Source organism: Ureibacillus sp. FSL K6-3587, from assembly GCF_038593165.1.
Taxonomy (GTDB): domain Bacteria; phylum Bacillota; class Bacilli; order Bacillales_A; family Planococcaceae; genus Ureibacillus; species Ureibacillus suwonensis.
Genome location: NZ_CP151969.1, coordinates 1,970,122 through 1,992,882 on the forward strand (window position 1 = coordinate 1,970,122; position 22,761 = coordinate 1,992,882).

The window sequence follows — 22,761 nt, forward strand, 5'->3', positions numbered from 1 at the left end:
TTTATAAAACATCTTGTTTTATCTGAACTTAGAGGGATTTAAAGTGTATATAACACCTTCCGCTGCAACCCAACGACCGTAGTTTTATCTGAACTTAGAGGGATTTAAAGTCTGTTTGTATCTCGTTTATTTGTAAGCGTCAAATCTTGCACACCTTCTTGATGTGCTAATTTCATGAGATAATCTCCTCAAGATGAAATTGAAGGAGGTTTTTTTATGCCTAAGAATCCTGAATTACGAAAGGTTTGGGAACAACGAATCGCTGACTATCGTAAAAGCGGTCAAACTCAAGTAAACTGGTGCAAGGAAAATCAATGGAGTATTCACCAGTTTAAATACTGGTTAAGAAAAATTGAAAATCCAATAAAAAATCAAGGAAAGTCTACAAAATGGGCATCCGTTACCCTAGAAGATCATTCACAAACAGTTGAAAATTCATTACGGATTGAAATTAGTGGGATTTCAATTGAAGTAAAACCTGGTTTCAATCCGGCCTTTCTTTCAGAAGTGGTTAGGACGTTGAAATCAACATGTTAGTTGGTACAAGAGCTGAACGAGTTTACTTGGCAAAAGGAAGTACTGATTTGAGAAAATCCATTGATGGATTAGCTGCTTTGGTGAAAGAGGGATTTGATTTAGATCCCTTTTCATCAAGTTATTTTGTGTTCTGTAATCGAAAGCGAGATAAATTAAAAATTCTTCACTGGGACTATAATGGTTTTTGGCTTTATTATCGTCGATTGGAAAAAGGAAAATTTCAATGGCCAAATGAAAATGACACTGGAACGATACAAATTAGTTATCGGCAATTACGCTGGTTATTGGATGGTCTTCCAATGGAGCAAAAGAAAGCACACCCAGAAGTAAAGGCTAGAACAGTTATATGAATTTTTTACTTTTAACAAAAACCTTGGAGGAAAATAGCTAAAACCGTCGAATTATTACTACATGATGAAAAATTTAAAGAATCCTAACCAAAACCCATTTGAATTAATTGAAAAACTTCAACAGCAAATCGTTGAATTGACGGCGAAATTACGATGGTATGAAGAACAGTATCGTCTTAGTCAAAAACGAAAATTTGGCTCTTCAAGTGAAAAAACAAATCCTAATCAATTAGAACTACCTTTATTCAATGAAGCAGAGGTAGAGTCTAATGTAAAAGCCGAAGAGCCAACTGTTGAAACAATTACATATCGTCGTAAAAAGAAACGTGGTCAACGTCAAGCTACGTTTGAAAACCTGCCTATGGAAACGATTGAATATCGTTTACCCGAAGAAGAGCAGGTCTGTTCGTGTTGCGGTGAAAAAACACACGAAATGAGCACAGAAGTACGACAAGAATTAGTGATTATTCCGGCTCAAGTCAAAGTTTTAAAACACGTTCGATATGTCTATGGATGCCGTCATTGTGAGCGTAATGAAATAGAGACACCAATCGTTACAGCACCTGCCCCAAAATCTGTGTATCCAAAAAGTTTAGCTTCACCGTCAAGCATGGCCTATATTATGAATCAAAAATATGTAGAGGGGCTACCTCTATATCGCCAAGAACAACAGTTCAAACGATTAGGTGTGATCTTATCCCGGCAAACCATGGCCAATTGGATGCTTTATGGTGCCGAAAAATGGCTTGCGCCAATTTATCAACGAATGAAAGAGCATCTCCTCTCTAAAGACATTCTACATGCGGATGAAACAACTGTTCAGGTTTTACATGAACCTGGAAGGTCAAGTACATCGAAATCTTACATGTGGCTTTATCGGACTGGAAGAGAGGATCCACCACTTGTCCTTTATGACTATCAGGAAACTAGAGCAGGAGAACATGCCAAAGAATTCCTAAAAGGGTTTAAAGGATACCTGCATGTCGATGGATATGCAGGATACCATAAGATATCCGGCGTAACATTAGTTGGATGTTGGGCTCATGCCCGCAGAAAGTTCGATGAGGCTTTAAACGTACTTCCTGAATCCAAACGTCATTCAGCAGTCACAGCTCGGGAAGGACTCAATTTCTGTAATCAGCTATTTGCCATCGAGCGTGATTTGAAAGAATGTACACCAGAAGAACGATATAAAAAACGACTTAAACACAGCCAACCATTGTTGGAGGCTTTTTCAGCATGGCTAAAAACAGAGAAAAGCAATGTTTTACCAAAGAGTCTATTAGGTCAAGCCATTACATACTGCCTCAACCAATGGGAAAAACTCGTGGCATTTTTAGAGGATGGACGTTTAGAAATCGATAATAATCGAAGTGAACGATCCATTAAACCATTTGTGATCGGAAGGAAGAACTGGATTTTTAGCAATACTCCGAAAGGAGCTAAGGCCAGCTCAATCATTTACAGTATTGTGGAGACAGCAAAAGAGAATAAATTAAATCCATTTTATTATCTTCGCTACTTATTTGAAAGGCTTCCCAATATGGATATAAGCAATATGGATGAGCTTGATCAACTACTTCCTTGGTCCAAAACAATTCCTTTGAATTGTCGGGTTTTTAATAACTTATCACAATAATAGTATTTAATCCCTATCATTAAAAGGTGGGGATTATTTTACGCTTACGCTTGTGAACTAGGTTATGAGGTTCGTTTTTACCGTGTTGCCCACCTAGTTGAGGAATTAGAGCAAGCTTTACGTAACAACCGTTTATCAGCATTTAGAAAACGGATGGAGAAGGTTGATTTGGTCATTTTAGATGAAATGGGATACTTACCATTTAGTAAAGAAGGAGCTGAATTATTATTCCAAATTATATCGGAGTTTTATGAACAGAAAAGCGTAATTATTACATCTAACTTAGAATTTAGTCAATGGAACCGGATCTTTACAGATTCTCGTTTAACAGCAGCGTTAGTGGACAGGCTAATTCATCACGCCCATATCATCTCTTTTCATGGCGAGAGCTATAGACTGTCCCACGCATTGTCGAAAAGGAATTAAATGGGTGGCAAACCTCTGCATTTTTCATTGCATTTCTCTGCACTTTTCTATTGCAAAATACAGTCTATGACCAAGATGCGTTATTAGCAGTTAGTGAAAATGCAGGTGATTTAATTCTTACAGCTGAATTTACTAAATATCATCATACCCGTAAATTTAATGTTTATTTATGTAGAAAGAGTGATCCGGAATCAAAAGGTAAAATTGAACAGGTTGTGAAATTTGTAAAAAATAATTTTAGCAAAAATCGAGTATTCGATCATCTTTCAGATTGGAATCAATCGTGCCACGCTTGGTTGAAAAGAACAGGAAACTATAAAGTTCATCATAATACGAAAAAGAGACCTTCTGAAGTGCACGCCCTGGAAAAGCAACACTTAAAGAAAGTCTCTGGTACTTACATTTTCGCAAATGTTTCAACTCCAAGTATAACAAGAAATATCCATAAGGACAATGTTATTCGTTATGAAGGAAATCGATATAGCGTTCCTAAAGGAACATATAGAGCAGATGCCCCAAATCTTGCTTATTTACAAGAAGAGGATGGTTGGTTAATTATTCGACTGAAAGAAACTGGGATGGAGTTAGCAAAGCACCGAATATCCGAAGGAAAAGGATTGATTATTACAGATCCCTCCCATCGGGAACATAGCACAAGTAAACGAGATCTTTTAATTCATCAAATTCAAGAAACATTCATAGATAAAGAGAATATTCAATGGTTAATACACAAATTGAAAGAACGATATCCACGTCATTTAGTGGATCAACTCAAAGTACTACAACAAGCCATCAGAATTTACCCAAATCATTGTGAGGAAGCTTTATCTGAAATGAAGAAACTTGGAATGACCAGTGCAAATGATTTTCGGGATATTGCACATGCATTATCTGTACAATATCAAAAAAGTTCACCTAAAATCGTTGAATTGAATGAGAAGTATAAAGATTTATCAGCACCAGAACGATCCGAAGACATTTATTTAAAAGTCTTATCTGGAGGTGAAAATGAATGAATCATCATCCCTATGAAATTTTACAAGATAAATGTCGTACCTTGCGCCTCGCTGAGACGGCTAAAGAATTACCGAATTTACTCCGTGAAGCTGAAGCAAAGAATTGGACATATCATGAACTGGTTTATGAAATCTTAAGCTATGAGATGCGATGTAGAGAGCAGAAAAATAATGAGAGATTAATGAAATGGGCAGAGTTCCCAGAAATATTGACGTTTGATACCTATGATTTGAAGGAACAAACAGCTCTTGGTGAAAAACAACTAAATGTATTAAAAGAACTGAATTGGATTGAAGAATTTTTTACTTTAATTTTGATGGGACCAACAGGAGCAGGAAAAACACATTTATCCGTTGCATTAGGAATACACGCTGTGGAGAGAGGATACAAAGTATCCTTTGTCTCCATGAATCAGCTTATGTATATTTTAAAAACAAAAGAATATATCAATAAATCTAAAATACGCTACAAACGTATTATAGCTTCGGATTTAATTATTATTGATGATGTCATGTACATGACTTACGAGACTCAGGAAGCCAATCTATTTTTCCAGTTTATCTATGATTTATATGATAAAGCAGCATTCATTCTAACCTCTAATAAAGGGCCAAATGAATGGGGAAAATTTCTTGGTGATCTTACTTTAACAACAGCTATACTTGACCGTTTATTACATAGGAGTGAAATTATCACTTTCGATAACGAAACGGATAGCATTCGTATGAAATACAGAAAGGTATTATTTTAATTTAGCAAACTGTTGAATCTTAATTGTAGAAAACTGTTTAAAATTATTTGTGGAAAATTGTTTAATTCTACTTGACGGTTACAATCCTCTAATACATGACAGAATTTATTTACTATGTTTATAATCTTTTCTGCTTGATCAAAAGTTTTTATCATATAAGGAATTGTTACCTCGATGTACATACTTGTTTCGAATTTTATTATCTGTTAGTGGCAATCAGAAAATGTACAGTTTGGCAATTAAGCGTATGCCTCTATTTCTGCATAATTATAACTTGATATGGAGTGGCGGTCATGATAGACTCTTTTGCCTGCAAAACCATACAACCTTCCCCTTTGTGTAGAATCATGACCGCAGAGGATCCATGTCAAGTAACGATGCGTATGAGTTAATATTCAATCAACTGCATACTCTTGTTTGCCATTTGGTACATATTTTAATTACCAAAAACAATTCAGAGTTTTGCTTCAAGTCATGCTATTTTCACTATAATTGCAAGAGATGATGATATAATATAGAATGGATCGATTTGGAAAGGCGGTGAGATTGTGAACCACTATTATTTTTCTGAATGCAAAGCAAATGAAAAAGCGTCGGATATTGCCATTCATCTTTATACGGTTCCTTTATCTAATCCGCACGAAAAATATTCTTATGCCCACTCGATCGCTTATGAACTGAGAAAGCTAAATTCGTACATAACGGTGGCGGCGCATGGACAGTATATAGCATCGTTTGAAGAAATCTGCCATTGGGGAGATTATCGTTACATTCGGCACGAACATCGGCCTATTCAATGTTCTTTGCCTATGGAAAGAACAATTTTGGAAAAATTATTAAAGAAAGAATTAGAGAATCGTTGTAAAAGCGGCTATAAGATGGATAACGACTTATTCCGTTTAGCCAATGAACAGTCGATGCATGTCGGTGAAATTAGTATTCATCCGGTAATCTATATTTCCTTTTCAGTCGAAGAAAATGGAGATATTTTCGTTGGTTTTGATTATCAGCACCGTTTTGAATATCGAAAAACATTACAAGATTTTATCGATACCGATCCATCGTTACTCAAAGAAGGAATGGAGGTTGTCGACCCATTTAATAGGCGAGCATACTATTACACATTTGTAGAAATTGCTGACTATACAGCTGGGCAAAAAAGTCCGTTTTTACAACAAAGTGTCATTGATTATTACTTAGAAAAAAATGAACTGTGGAAGCTAAAAGGGGTTCATGAAAAAACACCGGTTGTACATGTAAAAAGCAGAGACGGTCATCTTCTTCCTTATTTGCCCCATTTGCTAAAGTTAACTTGTTCATATGAGCAATTGCTGCCATTGATGACGAAAAAAGTGAATCGCTTGATTAAGCTGTCGCCACATGAAAAAATGTCGAAGCTTTATACAGAAACGTTCCGCTTGCTTGGGCAACAACAAGTGTTAACATTCCAAAAAGAAAATGTGCGGGCGGTTAACCTAGGCTATGATGTTAATGAGCTGGATTCCCCGATAATGGTGTTTGGACAAGGATATAAAACAAATGAGATTTATAGAGGGCTCAAGCAGTCGGGAGTGTATGAACCGAGCAGTGTAGCCATTAGTTTTTTCGTCGACCCAGAGCTGAACTATGACCTACAAAAGCGAAAGGAAGTAGGATATTTTGTAAAAAAGCTAGAATCAATGTCTGAGGCACTTGGTGTAAAGCTTAATATTTCTGATCAGCCTCGCCAACTATACGGTCAATTGCCAAAAGACTTTTTTAAGCAAGATAACCTGTCGTATCATTTGAAATCCATTACTGACCAGTTCCGCGGAACAGTAGTAGTGGTCATTGGAACAGAAGAAAATATTGATCGCGCCTACGTTACGATTAAAAAAGAATTTGGTGGAAAAGAAGACTTAATGACGCAATTTGTTGGGTTCACTTCTTCTTTAGTTACGGAAAATAATATCTTTCACTACTATAATATTTTGCTGGGGATTTATGCCAAGGCGGGAATTCAGCCTTGGATTTTGGCAAGTCCTATGCATTCGGACTGTTTCATTGGATTGGATGTCAGCCATGAACACGGAAAGCATGCCTCTGGTATCATTCAGGTGATTGGACGCGATGGAAAAATCATTAAACAAAAATCAGTGGTCACGGCGGAAGCGGGAGAAACCATCGCCAATTCTACAATGGAAGAGATTGTGAATGAAAGCATATACGGCTATGAACAAATCTATGGAGCAAAGCCGCGGCATATTACTTTTCACCGCGATGGCGTTTGCCGGGAGGATTTAGAGTTTTTACAAGCTTATTTGCGATCATTTCAAATTCCTTTTGATTTTGTAGAAATTATAAAAAAACCGCGAAGAAGAATGGCTATTTATTCAAATAAAAAATGGGTGACGAAGCAAGGAGTATACTATTCCAAAGGAAACACCGCGTATTTATGTGCGACAGATCCGAAAGAGTTTGTGGGCATGGCTCAACTTGTAAAAATTGTGAAAAAAACGAATGGTCTGTCTGTTCATGAGATTGTTTCTGATGTATATAAGCTATCGTTTATGCATATTCATTCCATGCTGAAGACACGCTTACCGATTACGATCCATTACGCCGATTTAAGCTCTACTTTCCATAACCGCGGGCTGATTCACCCGCGTTCGCAGCATGAACGGGCATTGCCGTTTGTGTGATATGAAAGGGTTGCTTGCCCGTCATTCTCTAAGGATTGCTGGGATTTGTAGAAGCAGAGAGTCATTGCTTGGCTCTCTGTTTTTGTTTGTGCGCCCGGCATGTACATGAACTATAGGGTGTAAGTCCCGAACCCCGAAGACAGAAGTAGAGGTTAGCCAAGAGCAAGGGTGTCCGTGGTGACGCGGAATCTGAAGGAAGCTGGAGGCAAAACACCGGTCCGAGGAACACGAACCTCATATAAGGCTAGGTATGATTGAGTGAGTTTGCAAAACAAAACAAAGCTCTTTCTGTCGAAGGTCATATCGAGTAGATGAGGCGGATAGATGGTGTGAAAGTGCATGTACTTACCCGGGGAGGTCTGGCGGATAGGTGAAGTACGCTTCATAACCTACTTAGTGATAAGTAGCTGAACCGTCAGAAGTCAGCAGAGGTCATAGTATTAGTTGGTCTAGAACAACTAAGAAGGACCGAACAATTAAGAGAGAATAGCCCTTGGCATTCAGTGAGTCATGATGAAAACAGAAAACGTAGTACCTCACTTGAGGAAGGAAGCGGTGAATCCCGTGGGGGACCTCTTGGAGGGTGGAGTGACCACTGGCATAAAGAGAACAGCTATTCACGGAAGGAGAATAACGATGCTTTTGAATCAAATCCTGTCACGGGAGAACATGCTTCAAGCACTAAAACGTGTAGAACAGAATAAAGGAAGCCACGGAGTAGATATGATGCCCGTACAAAACCTACGACAGCACATAGTCGAAAACTGGCTATCTATTAAGGAGGCAATTCTCAAGGGAACTTATGAACCAATGCCAGTCCGCAGAGTCGAAATCCCGAAACCTGACGGCGGTGTTCGTTTACTAGGAATCCCTACCGTAACAGACCGTTTGATTCAACAAGCAATCGCCCAAGTACTTTCAAAAGTGTATGACCCTACATTCTCTGAAAACAGCTACGGATTTAGACCAAACCGAAGTGCCCATGATGCGGTGAGGAAAGCGAAAGAATATATAAGAGATGGACATCGATGGGTTGTAGATATGGACTTGGAGAAATTCTTTGATAAGGTCAACCATGACAGATTAATGGGTACACTCGCGAAGAGAATCCAAGATAAACCATTACTGAAATTGATTCGTAAGTATTTACAATCGGGAGTCATGATTAATGGTGTGGTGTCAAGCACATTAGAAGGAACTCCACAAGGAGGACCATTAAGTCCGCTACTATCTAACATTGTACTAGATGAACTAGATAAAGAATTGGAAAGAAGAGGACACAAATTCGTTCGATATGCGGATGACTGTAACATTTACGTGAAAAGTAAACGAGCAGGACTTCGCACAATGGCAAGCATTCAACGATTCATTGAAGGAAAACTACGACTGAAAGTAAATGAAAAGAAATCAGCGGTCGACCGTCCATGGAAACGTAAGTTTCTAGGATTTAGCTTTACCTATCATAAAGAGCCAAAGGTTCGTATCGCAAAAGAAAGCCTTAAACGAATGAAGAATAAAGTTCGTGAAATCACATCACGCAAGATGCCCTACCCGATGGAATACCGCATTCAGAAACTGAATCAATATCTAGTGGGATGGTGTGGATATTTTGCGTTAGCAGACACCAAATCTATATTCCTTGAATTAGATAAATGGATTCGTAGAAGACTTCGAATGTGTCTATGGAAGAACTGGAAGAAACCGAAAACAAAGACACGCAACCTTATTCAGCTTGGCGTACCACAATGGCAAGCGTATGAATGGGGAAATACTCGGAAGAGTTATTGGCGTATTTCAAATAGTCCAATATTACACAGAACCCTTGGTAACTCCTATTGGAGAAACCAAGGGTTGGAAAGTCTTGAAGCTCGTTATGAAAACTTGCGTCAATGATCTTAATTGAACCGCCGTATACGGAACCGTACGTACGGTGGTGTGAGAGGACGGGAGTTAATCGCTCCCTCCTACTCGATTATCCCATGCAGGAATTTCGCTCACGTTGTCAAAATAACGTATGTGAATTTTCACATGTAAGGTGAATGTATGGCTGTTGACCATGACCGATTGTTCAAAGAGTTGATCCAAGCATTTTTTGAAGAGTTTATTCTTCTCTTTTTCCCCGACATGTACGAGCATATCGACTTTTGCCATTTGTCCTTTTTATCCGAGGAACTGTTCACTGATGTAACGGCAGGGGAGAAGTATCGGGTCGATTTGTTAGTCGAAATGAAACTAAAAGGGGAAGACGGGTTGATCATCGTCCATATTGAAAATCAAAGCTACGTGCAATCGTCGTTTCCTGAACGGATGTTCATTTACTTCAGCCGCTTGTTTGAGAAATACCGCACGAATGTCGTTCCGATTGCCGTTTTCAGCTACGATACCATCCGCGACGAACCCTCTTCGTTTACGCTTCCACTTCCGTTTGGCAACATCCTTCACTTCCGTTTTTTTACCATCGAACTACGCAAACAAAATTGGCGCAATTACATCCGCATTGACAACCCGATCGCCGCTGCACTGTTAAGCAAAATGGGTTATACTGAAAGTGAACGAATCGAATTGAAAAAACAGTTTTTACGCATGTTAGTTCGTTTAGAGCTGGATGAAGCAAAGCAGAGGCTGTTAATGGTTTTTTTGAAACATATGTGAAATTGTCGGATGAAGAAGAACAACGATTACGAAACGAGGTGAATCAAATGGAAACGAAAGAAAAAGAGCAAGTGTTGGAATTGTTGATTTCGTATGAACAAAAGGGAAAACGTGAAGGAGCTAAGCAAAAAGAGCGAGAAATGATGAGAAAAATGATTGCAAAAGGAATGAGCATTGCCGATATTGCACATATATTTGACCTAACGGAAGAAGAAGTTCATAAAAGGGTAAAAGATGAGTAGGAAGGGGCAGTGCTTGGCATCAGCTAGCTCCTGAAATACAAGAGAACATTATTAGATGATGCGGATACTTCTTCCGATATATTAATAACAATGAAAATAGCAACTATTGAGCAGACACTAAATTATTTGATGGAATACGAACAAGGGAAGTTGCATGAAGAATTTAACAGAGAGCGAGAACGTATACATTATGGGAGGAAATAAAGTGATTTCAAACAATATTTTGCATGTGGAGTGAAATGTATAACGATTGGATACGACCAATTGTTTAATAAAAAGCTGGCAAAGCGTTTTTTAATGGTGTTATTCTTGTATTGGCTTGGTACCTGTTGTTACCCACTAAAGGAGAAAGCTACCCTATGCTAATGGATAGCTTTTTGTTTCAGTCGTCTGAATTTTCAGTCGGTATATTAGTTAATTATGCATAGGAAATTTGTAAATGATTTTACAACATTCGACAACATTTTTCTATAAATGTTGGTACAATCGAATTAAATGAGATTTTTGATTTAGGAATAAGGAAGAGGATCATGATGACAACGATTTGCAAAGCGGATTACTATTACGGGGCGTTGCTTTCTGCGTTGGTCAACGGGGGACTTGCACCGGCTTTGTTTGAAAAAGAAAACGATAACCGGCAAATATACGAAGTCTCGACGAATAAAGCGAGTTATATCATTTATACGAAGTACCATACCACTCCATCAGGTTCCAAGGATTTCACTTGGTCTTTTTCGTTTAGCGACAATGAGATCGAAGAAATTACTAAGATTCATCAAGGAAATAAAGAAAAAACATTAATCTTTGCCTTTATTTGCGGGCAAAAGCAATTAAGCGACTACAACCAAATCATTGCCATCGTCTACTGGGACGAATTTCTCGAGTGCGTGGATATCGAAAAAGAACAGATTCGTGGAACGGCACGGCTGTCCTTGAAAGCGGTCAAAAGTTCCCCGTGGCTTCGCATTTACGGCAGCAAACGTGCCGATATGCTAGACGGAAAAGACAATACGATAAGAATTGAAAGAAGTCGATTGAGCAGTTTGTAACAATAACATTTGGGGGCGGGGAGGGGAATTGTGAATATGGGTCTTTTCTATACATTGCTTCTTTTGGTCTTGCTTGTTTTGCTGGCAAGATGGATCAAGTCAAAAGAAGCGGAATGGATCGGATCGTATGGAGAATATAAAGTCCGTAAAGCAATTAAAAAGATAGAATCAACATTATCTGGAAAATACAATGCTTTCCATAACCTGTATATTCCAAAACAAGACGGTTCAACTTCGCAAATTGATCATATTATCCTTTCCGATCAAGGACTGTTTGTCATCGAAACGAAAAATTACAGCGGCTGGATTTTCGGAGATGAAACGTCAAAATATTGGACGCAAGTCATTTATAAACGAAAAGAAAAATTTCTTAATCCTATTTTGCAGAACAAAGGGCATATCAAGGCGTTAAGAGGCTGGCTTGGGGAGGAGTTTGCGCATATTCCGATTCACTCGGTTGTCGTGTTTTTGCCGCGGGCAAAGTTTAAATCAAATGCTCATTTTGCCCATGCTTATGTGGTTTATCCGAAACAATTGAAACAAGTGCTCGAGCAACACCAAACAAAAGTGATCGATAGGGAAACAAAGCAACGTTTAGCTCAAAAATTAGAAACAGTGCTTGCCAAAGATAAGACACAAGAAAAAGAAATGAAAAAATGGCACATCCAAGCGGTTCGAACGAAGCAAAAGCAGACGGAACAACATATACAGCAAAACCGTTGTCCAAAATGTGGCGGTGTTCTAATCGTTCGGAAAGGGAAATACGGAACATTTAAAGGTTGCAATAATTATCCGAAATGCAAGTTTACGAAGTCGATTGGCTGAACTTGCAACATGGCGATCGGGTAGCAACTATAGATAGGGGAAGGAGGAAAATGATGTTTTCTATTCACGAGGAATTGGAACGCCTATCGCAAAAGTATCGATTTTTTGCTTCAAAAGAAGCTTTTAAACAGTCATTAAAATTTCAGCTTCAAGAAAAGTTCCGCGTCGAGGAGAACAAACGCTTTCATGATTATCTGATCGATTTGTGGGTGGAAGAACCGGAAAGTGGGCGCCAATACGCGATTTGTTTAATGAACAAGCTCGCTCGGGTCACGATAAAGCAAAACGGGCAAACGATTGAATTGAAGCACCACGGTGCTCAGGATCAGGGTCGTTATGATTTTTTGGCGCAAGTGGAAAAGTTAGAACGAATAACGATGGGGAGAAGGAATGTATACGGGATCGTTGTGTTGCTAACGAATGACCATTTGTATTGGACCGAGCCGATGCGACCAAATACGGTGGACTGCGAGTTTCGCATTCATGAAAACCAGATCATCACCGGGGAGTTAAAATGGCAGGAACGTGCATCAGCAGGGACGAAAGAAAACCGTGATGCGCCGATCTTTATTAAAGGGAGATATCAATTGAAATGGCATCATTATTCTACCATCAACCAAGACAAACATGGCGAGTTCCAATATGTAGCTGTTCATGTTGGGGACGTATATAGTTGAGAGAAATAGTTTTAGTGTCTGTTGTCACCTCTTGAAGAAAAGCTGTGTCAGGAACGAAAACGTCTTGGGCAAGACTTGATTAACCCGGATTTATCTGTTGTGATGAAGAAGTGTTATGAGAAGCAATTAAAAAATTAGAGTGCGACAGGAGAAGCTTCGTTGCACGCGGATCCTGTCACTTGTCGCATGTATGGGCACAGACAGGGGAGAGAAAGTTTGTTAGCTGAAATACATGGAAAAATATCATCGGAAGGTTCGAATTTAAGCGAGCGGCTTGAAGATCAGCTGACAGCGAACGTATTTGGTACGTCGCGTTATCTCCCTTTTCACAAAGGGATTAAGCCGATTTTAAGCAAGGCTGTATTTTTTTTCTCAAACCGCTCAAACGGTGTTCATAAATGGTTTGGAGATGCAAAAAGACGAGTTTATAGGGGATAAGGTTAAGTTTTGGGTCAAGGGAGAAAGAAGTGAAATCGATGTTTTACTTGAATTTGATCATTTGATTATAGGAATCGAAGTGAAATACCATAGTCCTTTATCATCAGACGATCAATTGGAGCGAGAAGCGAGTGATTTACTAAAGGGTAAGGGACAGACGCCAAAGTTTTTGCTCTTATTAGGAACGGAACCAGAAGTGAATATGATTGCTAAAAAGGTGATGGAAGACAGAAAACTGCCAAGCGGTGTTCATTTCGGATATTTATCGTGGCAAGAAGTGTTCCATCAATTGGTGTACGTGCAAAAAAATGAAACATTCAATCATGTTTGTATAATTGTATTGGCTATGGAAATGTCAATGCCCCGATTTGGTTTCTTGGAGTTGAAGAAGGTAGGGCAGAAATATGGAGACACCGTACGAAAACGCTTGAACAAAGTTTAGAGATTCGCTCAAAGTTTCATCTTCAAATGGATTTTCGGCATGTTTGGGAAGATTTGTACAATATACCATTATCATCATGGACAGGCCCTAATGTTTGGCGCTATATAGCAGCTTTTATTTTGAAATTCGAAGGAAGGGATGCAACGGTTGAAAATATTAACGATTATTTGGACATGATCAAGGAGTTTAGAGATGCAGAACCGAAAAATGTGGTTGGTGCATTAAGATGGTAATCAATTGCAGGGAGTGGATAAGCGTGAAATTTGATCCCAATCAGCATCTTCATTTAGGATATTATGAGAACAATGTTGACTTAGAAGCAGTCGCATATAAAATTCAGAATGAAAATAAATGGGTAGTTTTTTTAGATAATGAACAAGATACTACATTAGTTAAAAAAATATTAGATAAGTATGATTTCCATGAAAAATATGGTTACAAGATTTTTACTGTTGATGCAGATGATTTATCTTATGAAGTCGGAAGTAAGCTATTTGAAGAATGGTTAAAAGCAAATAATATAATATAAAATATAAGAAATAAGGAACGAATTTGCTAACGTAACTTCAATCCATGCCCCAAGTGATGAAAAACACTTGGGGCATTTTTCAATTCTAATCGTATAGTCTCTTCCCAAAAAGGACACAGAACTTCTACCCCGAGTTCGACAGTTTGAAGCTCACTTTAGGCAAGCACAATTTAGAAATTGTTTTCAACAAAAAACAAACGTTTTATTTTTATTATAAATAGAAGCCCCTTTCGAGATGATGTATAAAATTTTGTGTAAAGCATTTTGCTAGACCAAAAGAAAAAAGGTAGGGTATTCTCTGATTTGGACCAAAACATTCCAGAGAAAGGAGAACCCTACCTATGTCTAAAAGTATACCGAATGTAGACTGGGCAAATCAACTGGAAAGTGTTATTCGTCAGTTTGTAAAGGAAAAATTAGAACTGATCATGCGGGAAGAAATTAAAAATTTCCTCGAAATTGAACAGGCCGGAACATCAAATATGAGAAACGGCTACTATCAGAGAAATCTAGATACGCAATACGGTCGGATTGAAGGTCTTTTGGTCCCTAGAGACCGAAACGGAGAATTTCAAACGCAGCTGTTTGCCCCTTACCAACGCCACACGGGCTGGCTTGAGGAAGCCATCATCAGGATGTATCAAAGTGGCATGAGTACACGTGAAATTGGCAAGTTCATTGAGCGAATTTTAGGCAATGCCTATTCTCCTGCAACGATCAGTCGTATTACCGATGTAGTGAAGGAAGACATCGAGAAATGGCACACTCGTCCACTGCACAAGCGTTATTCTGTCTTATATTTGGATGGTTTTCGTCGCGAAACCGTGGAGAAAGAAGCCATTTATGTGGTGTTAGGGGTGAATGAAGAAGGATATCGCGAAATTCTTGATTTCTTTGTGGGGGGACAGGAAAGCGCCTATGTATGGCAGGAGATTCTTCAACAACTATACAACAGGGGCGTAAAGGAAGTGCTTCTGGGCGTATTCGATGGACTACCGGGGCTGGAGGAAGCCTTTAAGGCGGTGTATCCGAAAGCCGATGTGCAGCGCTGTGTCGTGCACAAAGTCCGCAACACCCTCAGCCGTGTTCGGAAAAAAGACCAATTCGAAGTGGCCGAGGACCTCAAGTTGATTTATCGCGCGCCGAATAAGGAGATGGCGTTACAAATGTTTCAACAGTTTGAGTCGAAATGGTCCAGCAAATATCCAAGAGAAGTTCAATCTTGGGCCAATGAGTTGGATGTCCTCCTTACATGTATGGATGATCCAAGCAGTATTCGAAGTGTGATTTACACGACGAATGCCATCGAACGAACGATCAAAGAGATTCGGAAACGTCTCAAGTCGATGAACGTTTGAGTAGTTTAGAAGCTGCGGAAAAAGTCGTGTATTTGACCATCCAAGACTTTAATGAGAAATGAGCAGGACGAAAGTTACGAGGATTTGCCGAAGCGCATGAAGCCCTCGAGCGAATGTTTGAAGAACGTTATCATTAACCAAATACTGTAAATAAACAAAATAGGGAGATTCTCCCTTTCCACACAGGAGACTGAATATTCAGTCTCCTGTGTGGAGAAAATCAGTCCCCTATCAATTCAAATCCATTTCAGAGAAACCCTACCCCAATACATTACACAAAATTCTTGACGGTACCATCTTTTTTGGTACCTTATTTTTAAGTATCGAATTAGGAACAATATGGTAAAATAAAAAAGAACATAAATTCTTAGCAAATATTTTTATACGTCTTATGGACAACCGTTCAAGCGAAGATGGAAGAAGTGTTCTAACATTTGATAAAAGGGAGTGTTACATAGTGAAGGAATATCTTGAACGCGAACGTTATAACGAAAAATACAATTGGTTAGTCATGTCGAAAAGTCCTTACTTGAAGCAACATGAAACAAATCCTGTGAATTGGTTGGAATGGTCGCCAGAAGCGTTTCAAAAACAAAAAGGGAAGGCAAGCCAGTATTTTTGTCCATTGGCTATAGCTAGCCCTCGAACAGGGGGCTAAATGATAAAATTAAAAAAAGAGAGGTTTAACTTAGTACTTGCCACTGATGGCATGTTGGTATAATCATCCCAAATCAAATCCCCTTATGAAAGTATTTTAACACATTATGAAAATTTGATGTTAGTCTAAAAAGTGGACACGACCTAGAAAGGTTATAATAAAACTAATTACATTAAGGGAGTGTCCAACGTGGGAAAACGTTTTGATAAAGAATTTAAACTTCATGCCGTCAAGTTAGTTGTAGAAGAAGGCAACACTATCGCTGCAACAGCACGGTAGATCGATTTATCGCCAAAAACATTGCATAGATGGGTATAAGATCCTGTTCACAGTTTTGTTAGAAGTGGAAACCTCCGGTTGAAAGAGCAAGCATTGCGAGAAGTACAAAAGCGAATTCGTAACCTAGAATAGGAAAACTCCATCCTAAAAAAGCCAAAGTAAGTGTATTTGAGTACATTGAGTGTTTTTACAACTACAAACGAATCCATTCCGACAATCGATATCCATCTCCAGTGATGTATGAAAAGGCGTATTAATTATCTATTTCCTTGTCAGAAATGAAAGAGGATAACACCTTCATTCCCTGACAAGGCCAGCAAGCGAAGCGCGGTAGAAAAAATCTCTATTTTTTTGTGTCTATTTTCTTGACATAACACCAACGTTCGTTTGGCAATTTGGATGTGCATCTTAAATCCATAGAAGAACATCTTCTTGAAAGCACGATATCTGATATCCGCCACATCTCGAAACCGTTTTATACGTGAAGTACGTGTATAATGGCACAGATCGGTAAACTGTCTACAATGGTATACGCGTGAGATTGTCCAAGTTTGCGAATTGATGTCGAATCCATTTAATCATCCAACGTAGCGAGCGACAACAACGATGGTATCGAGAACGCTCAGGGAATGCCTTTTCTGTAATAGGTTTTCGACCACAAAGCGATGCCATGCCCGCTCCGATGTGAAGCTAAAAATTTCATGAGCACATGGTGGCTTCTTATAAAATGAGGATGCCTTTTGAAATCAACCTCTCAAACATAAATATTCTTTAGAAACCGTGTTGTAAAAAAACTCACTCTTCGCCATTTTCTGCTACTTCCACCAATCCCAAAATATGTTAGTTGGATAAAACATGTTCATCAGATAATACATAGTGAATCCCTCTTTGTCAAAGCAAAGGGGTTATTGTTTTGAAAATTACACTGATTTGAAGAAGGAATTTTATAAATCTTGTTGAAATTTACCTATTTGGAAATATTTATTTTATGCAAGGTGTTGCTGAAATGATCGAAAAAGAAGCAGTGAAGATGCAAATGAAAGAGATCGTTACAGCATCTTTTTCCGTACCGTCTTTAAAAGAGTCGGTATTGACATCAATAGAGGAGCACACAAAACAAAGCGACTTTTTGTTCGGCCGCTTAGCTGGTGTGCATTATCAGATGTTTTCCGAAAACATGAAGGAAACTGAACGAATCGCAGCGTCTGTAGAACTGATGATGTTGGCGGGAGATATGCTCGATGACCTCGTTGATCAAGACAGCTTGGAAACCACGTGGAACAAAGCACCTCTTACAACTTCACTTCATATAGCCATAGGGTTATTGTTAGCAGGACAAAAAGCTATTGTGGATTTACTTATTGATGATCATAAAAAAGCAAAGGCACAGTTATATATTTCATCTCGATTGCTTCAAAGCGTAAACGGGCAGCATATGGATGTCACATATGACATACAGACGGAAGCGGAGTATATAGAAATGGTGAAGAAAAAATCAGGTTCTTTAGTAGCAATGGCGTGTTTCGTCGGAACTGCATTAGCAGGTGCTGAAAGAAACACTGTCATCATTGAAAAGTATGCCAATGATATAGGAATTGCTGCACAAATCGACAATGATATGGATGCGTTGTATCGTTGGGATGAGAAGAACGACATCAAAGCGAAGAAGAAGTCGCTTCCGATTTTGTACATGCTGGCCAGTAAACACGATAACGTATGGAAACAGTATTTCAGCCATCGTATTAATTACGATGTGCTTTATGCACAAAAAGAAAAAGCGATTCAGCAAATGGAACAGGAAGGAGCGTTTTACTATGCAAAAGTGATGAGCCAGATTTACAAGGAAAAGGCTTTGCAAGAAATCGAGAAACTGGATGTAAACGATAGGTACAAATCCGCACTAAAAATGATAATTTTATAATTTCGGAGGGAGTAAATATGCAAGAAATGATTCGTTTTTTAATGGAAAATCCAGAGGTTATTGAAAAATTAAAAAGTGGTACAGTAAGCTTAGTAGGTTTAGATGAACTCGAAGTTCAAGCGATAATAAAGGTATTTAGCCAATCCGTTACCCCCCTTGGATATTGGAAGTAGAGAGCGATGAGACGAACGATTACCGTGATAAGCGTAGCTGCGATTGTGGCACTATATTTAACCATTTTCAATGTGAAGCATCCATTGATTGGCATGGATGTAGAGAAAAATAAGAACGGTGATATTGTTGTAAGCGATATTTACGAGTTTGGTTGGGCAAAAAAAAATGGCATTCATATTAATGATCAAGTGCTGAAAGTGGACGGAAAGCCCCCGCTCTCCCATTTTACTGTCCGGAAATACAAAACAATTGAACAAGCGAAAACAATAACGATTCAGAGAGAAAATCAAATCCAAACATTGACGGTTGACTATAAATCGCATGGAACGGAACAATGGCTGTATTATATCGCCTTGCCGATGGGTTTTTTTCTATTCGCTGTTAGTTTAAGCATTTTTTTGCTTCGTCTGCGGCCGGATGACAAATCGGCCACCGTGCTTATTTACTTTTTATTATTGATAGGGCTTTGTTATATAAGTGCCAGCTTATCAGCGAAATATGCACTGTTTGGAAGGCAAATGTTTAACGGTATATTTTTAATCTTACCTGCCGTCTTTTTGCACTTCGTTCATCATTATTTTGAAAAAGAAAAGAAAGTGTGGTTCGCGAAAAAAATCGTCTTTTCCCTTTATGGGTTTAACTTAGTGATGTTCGTTGCCTCACTCATATCTTTATCGTTTCGTTCGATAAGTGAAGTGGAAGTGCTATTGACTACATTTTTTATCAATATAGTTATCATTCTTGCTTTGTTAGGAAAAGGATTCGTTTATCTTAAAAAAGATGAACAGCAAAATACGGTCAAAGGTTTGCTTTTAGCCATTGGGTTATCTGCCGCACCATTTGTTTTATTTTATAGTCTCCCGGTTCTAATCATTGGAAAATGGGTACTACCAGCTGAATTAACCGTTACTTCGCTTTTTGTGTTGCCATCTGTCTTTCTTTATTTAATTTGTACAGATCGGTTATTTCGATTGCAGTTTTCCATCAATCGCTTTGTGTACTATGCTTTTTTATCATTCCTCCCAGCTTTTCTTATTACATTGCTTTATGCCAAATTTGTCAATGAAGCGTGGAGACTTGTTGAATTCGTTTTGTTGTTTTTACTAATTTATATAATAAATATCCTTGCTCTCTATTTAAAAGAATGTTTCGATCGAACATTAAGAGCTAAGTTATATGTACAAAAAGACTTTTACCAAGAAAGTATATATCGAATCGGCGAAACATTAAAAAAACAGAAAAACATGCAAGAAGTGATCCAATGCCTAGAAAAAGAGGTGAGCAAATTATTAGCTATAGAGGAACTGGCTTTTGTACAACCAGCAATTAAAAATATGCAAGCACCTTTTCAATGTGATGAAAAAGAGTGGATGAAACTAACCAAAAAGATGGATAGAAAACCACTTTCGATTGGGAAAATCATTGAAAATAAGCGTTTGTTTGCGGTTTTTGTAGGCTCGTTCCGGCAAGGTCCTTTACTATTAATAGGAAAAAAGAAACATCCTATTCCATTTACGGCAGAACAAACAGATTGGTTATCGACTATTGTCTATTATACCAGCATCACGATTGAAAATATGGCCAAAGTAGAGGATTTAATAAAAGAGTTAGACAATCTAAAGGAAAGCAGAAATTCTATTTGGCTCACTCGTTTGATCTTTCAATGGTCGGAAAAGGAAAGAAGAAAGTTATCCATTGATTTGCACGATACGATTCTTCAAGATTTAATTGTTTTAAAACGGAAAGTGGAGAGTTTGCGCGTTCAAAATATGCGTATGGATGAAATGAAAAAGCAGCTAAACACTATCGAAGAAGAAATCGTAGATATGATTGATTTAACAAGAGAGATATGCCATGAATTAAGACCGCCATTTTTGAGTCAAATCGGATTAAAGGAAGCGATCGTACAGTTAATCCAACGATTCCAATTACGTGCGAATATAAAAGTGAAATGGCATATTCATTTATCAATCAAATTAGATGAAGAACGAGAACTTGCAGTATATCGGATTATCCAAGAATTATTAAACAATGCGCTGAAACATTCGCAGGCATCACATATTCAACTAACATTGGAGACTTACGATGAGAAAGTTCAACTTCATTATGTTGATAATGGTATAGGTATAGACATGGAAACATTAAATCATTGTGATGGCAAGCTTGGTTTGTTTGGCATAAAAGAGCGCGTTGAAAGCTTGAGTGGAACATGCGAGATGACGTCACAACTTGGAGATGGGCTACATATCATTGTCACAATCCCGTTATGAACATGAAAGGGGACTTACTTGTATGATTCATATTTTAATTGTCGATGATCATCGCCTTGTTGGTGAAGGGACAAAGAACATGCTGGAGAACGAACAAGATTTTCAAGTAGAACTTGTTACATCTGGCACAGAAGCGGAACAGATGATGGAACAACGTACATATGATGTGTTTTTGCTTGATTGGCGTATGCCGGATATGAGCGGCACCGAATTAAGTAAGCGAATTCTTCAAAAACAACCGAATGCGAAAATTGTCATATATACCGGATATGATGTTGCTCCTTTTTTTAATTATTTGATTGAATCAGGCATTACAGGTTTTGTCAGTAAAACGGGGACAAGCGAGCAATTGATTACAGCGATTCGCTGTGCATTAAGAGATGAAGTTGTCATTCCTGTGCATTTACTGCGTCAGCTGCATCGTTGCGAAGTAAAGGCCAAGATTGCAGAAAGTGAAGAACATGTTGCGCTGAGTCAGCTCGAGCAAGAAATATTAATGGAAGTCGCCAACGGTTTATGTAATAAAGACATTGCCAAAAAACATCATATAAGCCAGCGAAGTGTAGAAAGACACCTATCGCGTATCTTCATCAAGCTACACGTATCTTCGCGAATAGAAGCCGTGGAAAAAGCAAAACAATTAGGACTCATTCCAGAGCTTCATATGTTGTTAACGCCTTCATCTGATCGGTGAGGGCGTTTTCTTTTTCAAGTCCGCCATTTCGTGTCGATACTCCGCTAAAAAATGGCGGGGTTCTGACACAAGTTGGCGGTGAAGGAACAAGGGATCATAAATATAATTGAGTATAGGGAGGGGATAAAAATGTTTAAAGTAAAAATTGCTGGAATGGGAAAAGCCGTTGGTTCACTGAAAGTAAAAAGTGAAGAATTAGAAGAAAAAATGAATGTTACGAGCGGTTGGATTGTTAAGGCAACAGGTATTGAGTCTAGACATTATGTTGATTTTGAAAATGGAGAAAATGCGTTAACATTAGGTGTAAAAGCTGCTAAGCAGGCAATCCAAAATAGCGGAATTGATCCGGAGCAGATTGATTGTATAATTGGTGCGAATGGTTCTCCATTACAGGCCATTCCGTGCGGAGCTAGTTTATTTCAGCGAGAATTAGGTTTGGGCGATTCAGGGATTCCGTGTTTTGATGTTGATACGACGTGTTATAGTTTCGGATTAGCTTTATTTGTGGCGGCTAATCTTATTCATAATCAAGTCTACAATTGCATCTTAATCATCAGTTCAGATGCTCCAAGTCCAACATTGCCAAAAACTTCTAATGAGGTAAGAGCTCTGTTTGGAGATGGGGCTGCTGCTGCGATTGTCACCAAATCTGCAAAAGATGAAAAAAGCGTTCTTCATTATTTCAAAATGCAAACTTATGGTTCAGGGGCAAATTTGACATGTGTGAAAGGAGGAGGTACGTTAAGACACCCTAATGATCCAAATACGAGAATGGAAGATAATTTGTTTCAGATGGATGGCAGAAAAGTGTTTAGGTATGCAGTTCGTTTGCTTCCTGATTTTTTTCAAGATTTTTTTTCTGAAAGTGGTATATGTCAAAGTGATGTTAAATATTTATTCCCTCATCAAACAAGCAAGCATGGAATAGACATTTTTAGAAAGTTTGGATTTCATTCAGAACAAATTGCCTCTCATATTTCTACACATGGGAACTGTATTGCAGCTTCTCTCCCAATGTTATTGTTTGACTATATAGAAGATAACAAGATTAATAGAGGAGATTTAGTGTTATTATTCGGAACTTCCGCCGGTTTATCTATAGGGTGTGTAGCCTTAACATATTAAAACAATACAGTGAATATTTTTTTGGAT

At 38.4% G+C, this 22,761-nt stretch carries 20 protein-coding genes, 4 pseudogenes and 1 CRISPR repeat array (1 of these 25 only partly in view); of the genes and pseudogenes, 23 read left to right on the forward strand and 1 reads right to left on the reverse strand.

Features of this window, described 5'->3' with window-relative positions:
* Nucleotides 1-110: a CRISPR direct-repeat array (repeat unit 29 nt; unit sequence GTTTTATCTGAACTTAGAGGGATTTAAAG) (it extends 1,035 nt beyond the left edge of the window).
* A 106-nt stretch (nucleotides 111-216) separates the two neighbouring features.
* From NSS77_RS09730 to NSS77_RS09815, 18 genes and pseudogenes are all read left to right on the forward strand, one after another.
* A complete protein-coding gene (locus NSS77_RS09730) occupies nucleotides 217-537 on the forward strand; it encodes an IS66 family insertion sequence element accessory protein TnpB (protein ID WP_342468595.1) in 321 nt (106 codons plus the stop codon).
* The gene (tnpB, locus tag NSS77_RS09735) at nucleotides 531-887 is read left to right on the forward strand and encodes an IS66 family insertion sequence element accessory protein TnpB (RefSeq protein ID WP_145986160.1); all 357 of its coding nucleotides are present in this window, start codon (nucleotides 531-533) and stop codon (nucleotides 885-887) included. Before NSS77_RS09730 ends, tnpB begins: the two co-directional genes overlap by 7 nt.
* Nucleotides 888-948: 61 nt before the next feature.
* Complete coding sequence (locus NSS77_RS09740; RefSeq protein WP_340715078.1) at nucleotides 949-2,526, forward strand: IS66 family transposase; 1,578 nt, start codon at nucleotides 949-951, stop codon at nucleotides 2,524-2,526.
* A 48-nt stretch (nucleotides 2,527-2,574) separates the two neighbouring features.
* Nucleotides 2,575-2,952 (forward strand): annotated as a pseudogene (locus tag NSS77_RS09745) (ATP-binding protein); the annotation flags it as partial.
* 50 nt (nucleotides 2,953-3,002) lie between these two features.
* On the forward strand, nucleotides 3,003-3,968 hold the full coding sequence (locus NSS77_RS09750; protein WP_342468596.1) for a hypothetical protein: 966 nt from the start codon (nucleotides 3,003-3,005) through the stop codon (nucleotides 3,966-3,968).
* A complete protein-coding gene (gene istB / locus NSS77_RS09755; RefSeq protein WP_342468597.1) occupies nucleotides 3,965-4,720 on the forward strand; it encodes an IS21-like element helper ATPase IstB in 756 nt (251 codons plus the stop codon). The genes NSS77_RS09750 and istB overlap by 4 nt, the downstream gene beginning before the upstream one ends.
* A 548-nt stretch (nucleotides 4,721-5,268) precedes the next feature.
* A complete protein-coding gene (locus NSS77_RS09760; RefSeq protein ID WP_342468598.1) occupies nucleotides 5,269-7,401 on the forward strand; it encodes a Piwi domain-containing protein in 2,133 nt (710 codons plus the stop codon).
* Between the two features lie 636 nt (nucleotides 7,402-8,037).
* Nucleotides 8,038-9,294: a group II intron reverse transcriptase/maturase gene (gene ltrA / locus NSS77_RS09765; RefSeq protein WP_342471176.1), complete on the forward strand. Its 1,257-nt coding sequence runs from the start codon at nucleotides 8,038-8,040 to the stop codon at nucleotides 9,292-9,294.
* Nucleotides 9,295-9,444: 150 nt separating this feature from the next.
* Nucleotides 9,445-10,295, forward strand: a pseudogene (locus NSS77_RS09770) (DUF4351 domain-containing protein).
* Between the two features lie 533 nt (nucleotides 10,296-10,828).
* Nucleotides 10,829-11,344: a hypothetical protein gene (locus tag NSS77_RS09775; protein ID WP_342471249.1), complete on the forward strand. Its 516-nt coding sequence runs from the start codon at nucleotides 10,829-10,831 to the stop codon at nucleotides 11,342-11,344.
* A gap of 36 nt (nucleotides 11,345-11,380) precedes the next feature.
* A complete protein-coding gene (locus tag NSS77_RS09780; RefSeq protein WP_342471250.1) occupies nucleotides 11,381-12,169 on the forward strand; it encodes an NERD domain-containing protein in 789 nt (262 codons plus the stop codon).
* 53 nt (nucleotides 12,170-12,222) lie between these two features.
* Nucleotides 12,223-12,846: a hypothetical protein gene (locus tag NSS77_RS09785; protein ID WP_342468599.1), complete on the forward strand. Its 624-nt coding sequence runs from the start codon at nucleotides 12,223-12,225 to the stop codon at nucleotides 12,844-12,846.
* A gap of 216 nt (nucleotides 12,847-13,062) precedes the next feature.
* Entirely contained in the window at nucleotides 13,063-13,284 is a 222-nt protein-coding gene (locus NSS77_RS09790; RefSeq protein WP_342468600.1) for a hypothetical protein, read from the forward strand.
* Entirely contained in the window at nucleotides 13,256-13,726 is a 471-nt protein-coding gene (locus NSS77_RS09795; protein WP_342468601.1) for a hypothetical protein, read from the forward strand. The genes NSS77_RS09790 and NSS77_RS09795 overlap by 29 nt, the downstream gene beginning before the upstream one ends.
* Nucleotides 13,727-13,752: 26 nt before the next feature.
* The gene (locus tag NSS77_RS09800) at nucleotides 13,753-13,959 is read left to right on the forward strand and encodes a hypothetical protein (RefSeq protein ID WP_342468602.1); all 207 of its coding nucleotides are present in this window, start codon (nucleotides 13,753-13,755) and stop codon (nucleotides 13,957-13,959) included.
* Between the two features lie 23 nt (nucleotides 13,960-13,982).
* Nucleotides 13,983-14,255, forward strand: coding sequence for a DUF3986 family protein (locus tag NSS77_RS09805; RefSeq protein WP_033026638.1), 273 nt, complete (start codon nucleotides 13,983-13,985; stop codon nucleotides 14,253-14,255).
* A 341-nt stretch (nucleotides 14,256-14,596) separates the two neighbouring features.
* Nucleotides 14,597-15,750, forward strand: a pseudogene (locus NSS77_RS09810) (IS256 family transposase).
* Nucleotides 15,751-16,070: 320 nt separating this feature from the next.
* Nucleotides 16,071-16,271 (forward strand): DUF255 domain-containing protein, encoded by a 201-nt coding sequence (locus tag NSS77_RS09815; RefSeq protein WP_342468603.1) that lies wholly within the window; start codon nucleotides 16,071-16,073, stop codon nucleotides 16,269-16,271.
* A 671-nt stretch (nucleotides 16,272-16,942) separates the two neighbouring features.
* Here NSS77_RS09815 and NSS77_RS09820 read toward each other — a convergent pair.
* Nucleotides 16,943-17,274 (reverse strand): annotated as a pseudogene (locus NSS77_RS09820) (IS982 family transposase); the annotation flags it as partial.
* Nucleotides 17,275-17,556: 282 nt separating this feature from the next.
* On the opposite strand from NSS77_RS09820, the gene NSS77_RS09825 reads away from it, so the two are divergent.
* The 5 genes from NSS77_RS09825 (at nucleotide 17,557) to NSS77_RS09845 (ending at nucleotide 22,734) form a co-directional block, all read left to right on the forward strand.
* Entirely contained in the window at nucleotides 17,557-18,471 is a 915-nt protein-coding gene (locus NSS77_RS09825; protein ID WP_342468604.1) for a polyprenyl synthetase family protein, read from the forward strand.
* A 17-nt stretch (nucleotides 18,472-18,488) separates the two neighbouring features.
* Complete coding sequence (comX, locus tag NSS77_RS09830) at nucleotides 18,489-18,644, forward strand: competence pheromone ComX (RefSeq protein ID WP_008881885.1); 156 nt, start codon at nucleotides 18,489-18,491, stop codon at nucleotides 18,642-18,644.
* Nucleotides 18,645-18,650: 6 nt separating this feature from the next.
* Entirely contained in the window at nucleotides 18,651-20,915 is a 2,265-nt protein-coding gene (locus tag NSS77_RS09835; RefSeq protein ID WP_342468605.1) for an ATP-binding protein, read from the forward strand.
* Between the two features lie 22 nt (nucleotides 20,916-20,937).
* Entirely contained in the window at nucleotides 20,938-21,609 is a 672-nt protein-coding gene (locus tag NSS77_RS09840) for a response regulator transcription factor (RefSeq protein ID WP_342468606.1), read from the forward strand.
* Between the two features lie 129 nt (nucleotides 21,610-21,738).
* Nucleotides 21,739-22,734: a 3-oxoacyl-[acyl-carrier-protein] synthase III C-terminal domain-containing protein gene (locus NSS77_RS09845; RefSeq protein ID WP_208650568.1), complete on the forward strand. Its 996-nt coding sequence runs from the start codon at nucleotides 21,739-21,741 to the stop codon at nucleotides 22,732-22,734.
* Nucleotides 22,735-22,761: the final 27 nt, after the last annotated feature.

What these genes read in the sequence shown, in the direction of transcription:
- NSS77_RS09730 (WP_342468595.1), top strand. Translation starts at nt 217, where the DNA reads ATGCCTAAGAATCCTGAATTACGAAAGGTTTGGGAACAACGAATCGCT.
- NSS77_RS09780 (WP_342471250.1), top strand. Translation starts at nt 11,381, where the DNA reads ATGGGTCTTTTCTATACATTGCTTCTTTTGGTCTTGCTTGTTTTGCTG.
- NSS77_RS09825 (WP_342468604.1), top strand. Translation starts at nt 17,557, where the DNA reads ATGATCGAAAAAGAAGCAGTGAAGATGCAAATGAAAGAGATCGTTACA.
- NSS77_RS09835 (WP_342468605.1), top strand. Translation starts at nt 18,651, where the DNA reads ATGAGACGAACGATTACCGTGATAAGCGTAGCTGCGATTGTGGCACTA.
- istB (WP_342468597.1), top strand. Translation starts at nt 3,965, where the DNA reads ATGAATCATCATCCCTATGAAATTTTACAAGATAAATGTCGTACCTTG.
- NSS77_RS09775 (WP_342471249.1), top strand. Translation starts at nt 10,829, where the DNA reads ATGACAACGATTTGCAAAGCGGATTACTATTACGGGGCGTTGCTTTCT.
- tnpB (WP_145986160.1), top strand. Translation starts at nt 531, where the DNA reads ATGTTAGTTGGTACAAGAGCTGAACGAGTTTACTTGGCAAAAGGAAGT.
- NSS77_RS09840 (WP_342468606.1), top strand. Translation starts at nt 20,938, where the DNA reads ATGATTCATATTTTAATTGTCGATGATCATCGCCTTGTTGGTGAAGGG.
- NSS77_RS09785 (WP_342468599.1), top strand. Translation starts at nt 12,223, where the DNA reads ATGTTTTCTATTCACGAGGAATTGGAACGCCTATCGCAAAAGTATCGA.
- NSS77_RS09800 (WP_342468602.1), top strand. Translation starts at nt 13,753, where the DNA reads ATGGATTTTCGGCATGTTTGGGAAGATTTGTACAATATACCATTATCA.
- NSS77_RS09845 (WP_208650568.1), top strand. Translation starts at nt 21,739, where the DNA reads ATGTTTAAAGTAAAAATTGCTGGAATGGGAAAAGCCGTTGGTTCACTG.
- ltrA (WP_342471176.1), top strand. Translation starts at nt 8,038, where the DNA reads ATGCTTTTGAATCAAATCCTGTCACGGGAGAACATGCTTCAAGCACTA.
- comX (WP_008881885.1), top strand. Translation starts at nt 18,489, where the DNA reads ATGCAAGAAATGATTCGTTTTTTAATGGAAAATCCAGAGGTTATTGAA.
- NSS77_RS09795 (WP_342468601.1), top strand. Translation starts at nt 13,256, where the DNA reads ATGCAAAAAGACGAGTTTATAGGGGATAAGGTTAAGTTTTGGGTCAAG.
- NSS77_RS09740 (WP_340715078.1), top strand. Translation starts at nt 949, where the DNA reads ATGATGAAAAATTTAAAGAATCCTAACCAAAACCCATTTGAATTAATT.